General features: G+C 40.8%; 3 protein-coding genes and 1 pseudogene (1 of these 4 running past the window's edge). 3 read left to right on the top strand and 1 reads right to left on the bottom strand.

Annotated elements, in window-relative coordinates; all coding sequences use genetic code 11:
• The 3 genes and pseudogenes from F3741_09095 to F3741_09085 form a co-directional block, all read left to right on the top strand.
• Window positions 1-175, top strand: a pseudogene (locus F3741_09095) (menaquinone biosynthesis decarboxylase) (it extends 1,566 nt beyond the left edge of the window).
• A gap of 15 nt (window positions 176-190) precedes the next feature.
• Window positions 191-3,010: an excinuclease ABC subunit UvrA gene (gene uvrA, locus F3741_09090; protein MZG30943.1), complete on the top strand. Its 2,820-nt coding sequence runs from the start codon at window positions 191-193 to the stop codon at window positions 3,008-3,010.
• Window positions 3,011-3,345: 335 nt separating this feature from the next.
• Window positions 3,346-4,248, top strand: coding sequence for an ion transporter (locus F3741_09085; GenBank protein ID MZG30942.1), 903 nt, complete (start codon window positions 3,346-3,348; stop codon window positions 4,246-4,248).
• A 120-nt stretch (window positions 4,249-4,368) separates the two neighbouring features.
• Here F3741_09085 and F3741_09080 read toward each other — a convergent pair.
• A partial coding sequence (locus F3741_09080; GenBank protein ID MZG30941.1) for a carboxypeptidase regulatory-like domain-containing protein occupies window positions 4,369-4,466 on the bottom strand: 98 nt, incomplete at its 5' end.

Raw genomic sequence — 4,466 nt, 5'->3', positions numbered from 1 at the left:
TAACAATCTTGATCCTAAGCGGGACATTCGCCTGCGAGATGAACGACTGGGGATTGATGTGACGCAAAAATTTCCTGCAGAAGGGTATCAGCAAAACTGGCCGGCGGAGATTGAAATGTCTGCCGAAATAAAAAATAAAGTCGATGAAAAATGGAACCGGTTATTTAAAGGATAAACAGCATCTCTTCATATGGCACTGGAACACATCACTATAAAAGGCGCAAGGGAGCACAACCTTAAAAACCTCAACCTCACTCTGCCGCGTGAGAAAATGGTAGTAATAACTGGTTTAAGTGGATCGGGGAAATCATCTCTCGCTTTCGATACCATTTATGCAGAAGGACAACGTCGTTATGTTGAGTCCCTTTCCGCCTACGCCAGGCAGTTTCTGGAATTGATGGAGAAGCCTGATGTCGACTCCATTGACGGACTCTCCCCAGCCATCTCGATCGAACAAAAAACATCAAGCAGAAATCCCAGATCAACTGTTGGCACCGTAACAGAAGTCTACGATTACCTGAGGCTGCTCTACGCCAGAGTCGGCAAGGTATCTTGTTATGGTTGCGGGCGTCAAATCTCATCGCAAACCGTGCAACATATCGTAGACCAGGTTCAGGCTATCCCGGTAGGGACAAAGGTCATGATCCTTTCCCCGGTCGCAAGGAATAAGAAGGGAGAGTTCAAAAGAGAAATTCAGGATATGAAGCGGAACGGATTCGTACGCGCGCGCATTGATGGCGAAGTACGTTCCCTGGAAGAAGATATTGTTCTCAATAAGAAGTTTAAACATACGATTGAAACCGTTGTAGACAGGCTTGTGATCAAGGAAAATATGGGCAAACGACTCGCCGACTCGGTTGAGACCGCACTCAAACATGGAGAAGGCTCACTCGTCATCGCTATCCTCGGTGATAAAGAAGAGGAGTTGTTATTCAGCGAAAAGTTTGCCTGCAGTTACTGCAATATCAGCTATCCGGAACTTGAGCCGCGCCTTTTTTCCTTCAATAACCCACAAGGGGCTTGCTCTCAATGTGACGGGCTGGGCATCAAAATGGTGATTGACCCTGACCTTGTTGTTCCAGACCACAAACTTTCAATTCGTGATGGTGCAATAAAGCCCTGGGAAAAACGCGGCTCCCTCTATTTCCACCAGATGCTGGACACGATCTCCAGTCATTTCAAGTTCAAACTCAACACCCCGTTTGGAAAACTTGCAAAAAAGACCCGGGACATCCTGTTATTTGGTTCCGGAGATGAACCCATAAAATATTATTTTGAAAAAGATGGTAGAAAACAATTCTACACCGACACTTTTGATGGCGTTATCCCTGACCTGGAAAGACGTTACCGGGAGACTGAATCGGCTTCCAGCAGAGATGAGATTGCACGCTATATGCGTCCCCTTTCCTGCCAGGCTTGTGATGGAAACCGTCTACGCAAAGAAGCGGTATCGGTAAAAATAGATGGATTGAATATTGTAGAGCTTACAGAGTTCTCAATTGACAAGGCTTATCAATTCTTCCAGAAATGGAATATGACCAGGCAGGAGCATAATATTGCCCGCAGAATCGTTAAGGAAATCAAAGAGCGGCTTGGCTTTCTCATTAATGTCGGATTGAATTATCTCTCCCTAGACCGTTCCTCCGGAACTCTATCCGGTGGGGAGAGTCAGCGTATACGTCTTGCCACTCAAATAGGTTCCAGCCTGATGGGAGTCTTGTATGTACTTGATGAACCCAGTATTGGTCTGCACCAGAGGGATAATGATCGCCTGCTCAATACCCTGCTTCGCCTACGTGACCTGGGTAATACCGTCATTGTTGTTGAACATGATGAGGCCACAATAAGAGCATCCGATCATGTTGTCGATTTAGGTCCTGGCGCAGGAGTGCATGGAGGGAAGGCAGTTTTTTCTGGAACCCCTAAAGCGTTGCTCAAATCAAAAGACTCCCTGACAGGTCAGTATCTAACCGGTAAAAGAAAAATTCAAATTCCAAAAAACCGGCGCAAGGGAAATGGCAAAACGCTCGAGATTCTAGGAGCAAAAGAAAATAACCTGAAAGAAGTGTCCGTCAAGATACCACTTGGATGTTTTGTCTGCATAACAGGTGTTTCAGGTTCCGGGAAAAGCACTCTCACTATAGAAATTCTATACAAGGCCCTGGCCCAGCACTTTTGGAATTCATTAGAGAAACCTGGGAAATTCAAAAAGATTGAAGGCGTTCACTGGCTCGACAAAGTAATCGATATTGATCAATCCCCTATCGGAAGGACACCGCGATCTAACCCTGCTACTTACACTGGAGTATTTACACTGGTTCGCGAACTATTCAGCCAGGTTCCTGAATCCCGCGCACGTGGTTATAAGCCGGGTCGCTTCAGTTTTAACGTAAAAGGAGGACGTTGCGAGGCCTGCCAAGGAGATGGAGTCATCAAGGTAGAAATGCATTTCTTGCCAGATGTCTTTGTCACTTGCGAAGTGTGCTACGGAAAAAGATTCAACCGTGAAACTCTTGAAATTTTATATAAGGGAAAAAGTATCGCTGATGTATTGGATATGACTGTTGAGGAGGCCAATGTTTTTTTCACCAATATTCCTTCCATCAAATCAAAACTGCAAACGATTGCCGATGTAGGTCTTGACTACATTCATCTGGGTCAGCAAGCCACAACCTTATCTGGAGGGGAAGCCCAACGGGTAAAGTTATCAAAAGAGCTGAGCAAACGCAGTACAGGGAGAACCCTTTATATTCTTGACGAGCCAACAACAGGTCTTCACTTTGCCGACATCGAGCACCTGCTAAAGGTCCTGGACAAGTTAGTGGATTCAGGCAATACAGTGGTCATTATTGAGCATAATATGGATGTTATCAAAACAGCCGATTATGTGATTGATCTCGGTCCCGAAGGTGGAGATGGTGGCGGCCAGGTCCTTGCAAAAGGCACCCCGGAAGAGGTTGCAAAAATAAAAGCCTCTTACACTGGAAGATATTTAAAAAAATACCTATAGTCTTTTGTACAATTATTTATGGATTTTTATTTTTTATGATTTGCATATCCCAAAACATAAAAATAATAACCTCTCTAACTTTATATACTCCACCACCATTCTTATTAGTTATAAAGCAATGTAATTTTTTCAGAAAATCACAGCCCTTAAATTTTCTAGCATAGTCCTAACCAAGTTCGAATAAGATCAGTTATTAGCTTCTCAGGAGCTCCATTAGTATCAAGACATAAATTACATGATCAATTTAAAACATAACTAAAAGCACACAAACGTAAAGTTATTTAAGCTTAAAAAGAAAACAAAGAGGCAAAAATCTTTATAATTTGAGGATATTTATGCAAGAAACACTAAGAGTCTTAACTGAATCAAAACAATTTCAAATATTCTTCATAGGAATAATTCTATTATCTGGGATAGTTGTTGGCCTGGATTCATACCCCTCCATTTCCACTCAATATGGGAGTATTCTCCATATCTTGGATAATATTATTTTATTCCTTTTTGTTATCGAAATTTTATTAAAATTATTTTCTTTTGGTACTCGTTTCACTAGTTTTTTTAAAGACGGTTGGAATGTTTTTGACTTTATCATTGTAGGTGCCTGCTTCCTTCCGTTTGATGGACAATCTATCATTGTTTTAAGATTACTAAGAGTCTTAAGGGTTGTTCGCTTGGTTGGTACTGTTCCAGAATTAAAACTAATCGTTAACACACTTTTAAAAAGTATTCCTTCTATGGGTTACATTGGTGCTCTTCTATCGATTCTTTTTTATATATATGCATGTCTTGGGACCTTTTTATTTCGCGCAAATGACCCCGTTCACTTTGAAAGTCTGCACATATCACTGTTAAGTTTATTTCGTGTAGCAACTTTAGAAGACTGGACAGACATCATGTATACGGCAATATATGGGTGCAAACAATATGGTTACTCGGGCGTGGAAGAGTTGTGCAAAAATCCAGAGGCATTTCCTATATTAGGATGGATGTATTTTGTTAGCTTTGTTTTATTAGCAACCTTTGTTTTTCTCAATCTTATTATTGGAGTGATTATAAATAACATGGAAGATTTGAAGGAAGAGCAAAAGTCGAAAATTAATTCAGGGCTTAAATATTCAGAATATTCTAAAACAAATGTAAAAGATTTACTTAATAATATGAAAAAAGATATTAATATATTAGAAAATCATATTTCGTTTTTAGAGGGTATGGATCATAAAGGTTTAAAAGATAATTAACGAGCTAGATTAATTTTACAAATTAATTTAACAAACCCTAAATCTTTGCATATGACGAATTTTTTATTAAAAAAACAGCACCGGAACAAATGTTCCGATGCTGTAATTTTTTAATGATACTTACTTGGCGGTCAACGTGAAATCAGCTTTCGCTGCGCCACCAGATACTGTTACCTCTGCAGTAGATTCTCCAACATACGGCTGCCATGCAGTTACTT

The organism is Nitrospinota bacterium, assembly GCA_009873635.1.
Lineage (GTDB): Bacteria > Nitrospinota > Nitrospinia > Nitrospinales > VA-1 > LS-NOB.
The sequence above is the reverse complement of the archived record's forward strand: the minus strand, read 5'-3'. Positions and strand labels throughout refer to the sequence as shown.

Excerpts from the sequence above, each read along its gene's own strand:
- uvrA (MZG30943.1), top strand. The coding sequence starts at position 191 with ATGGCACTGGAACACATCACTATAAAAGGCGCAAGGGAGCACAACCTT.
- F3741_09085 (MZG30942.1), top strand. The coding sequence starts at position 3,346 with ATGCAAGAAACACTAAGAGTCTTAACTGAATCAAAACAATTTCAAATA.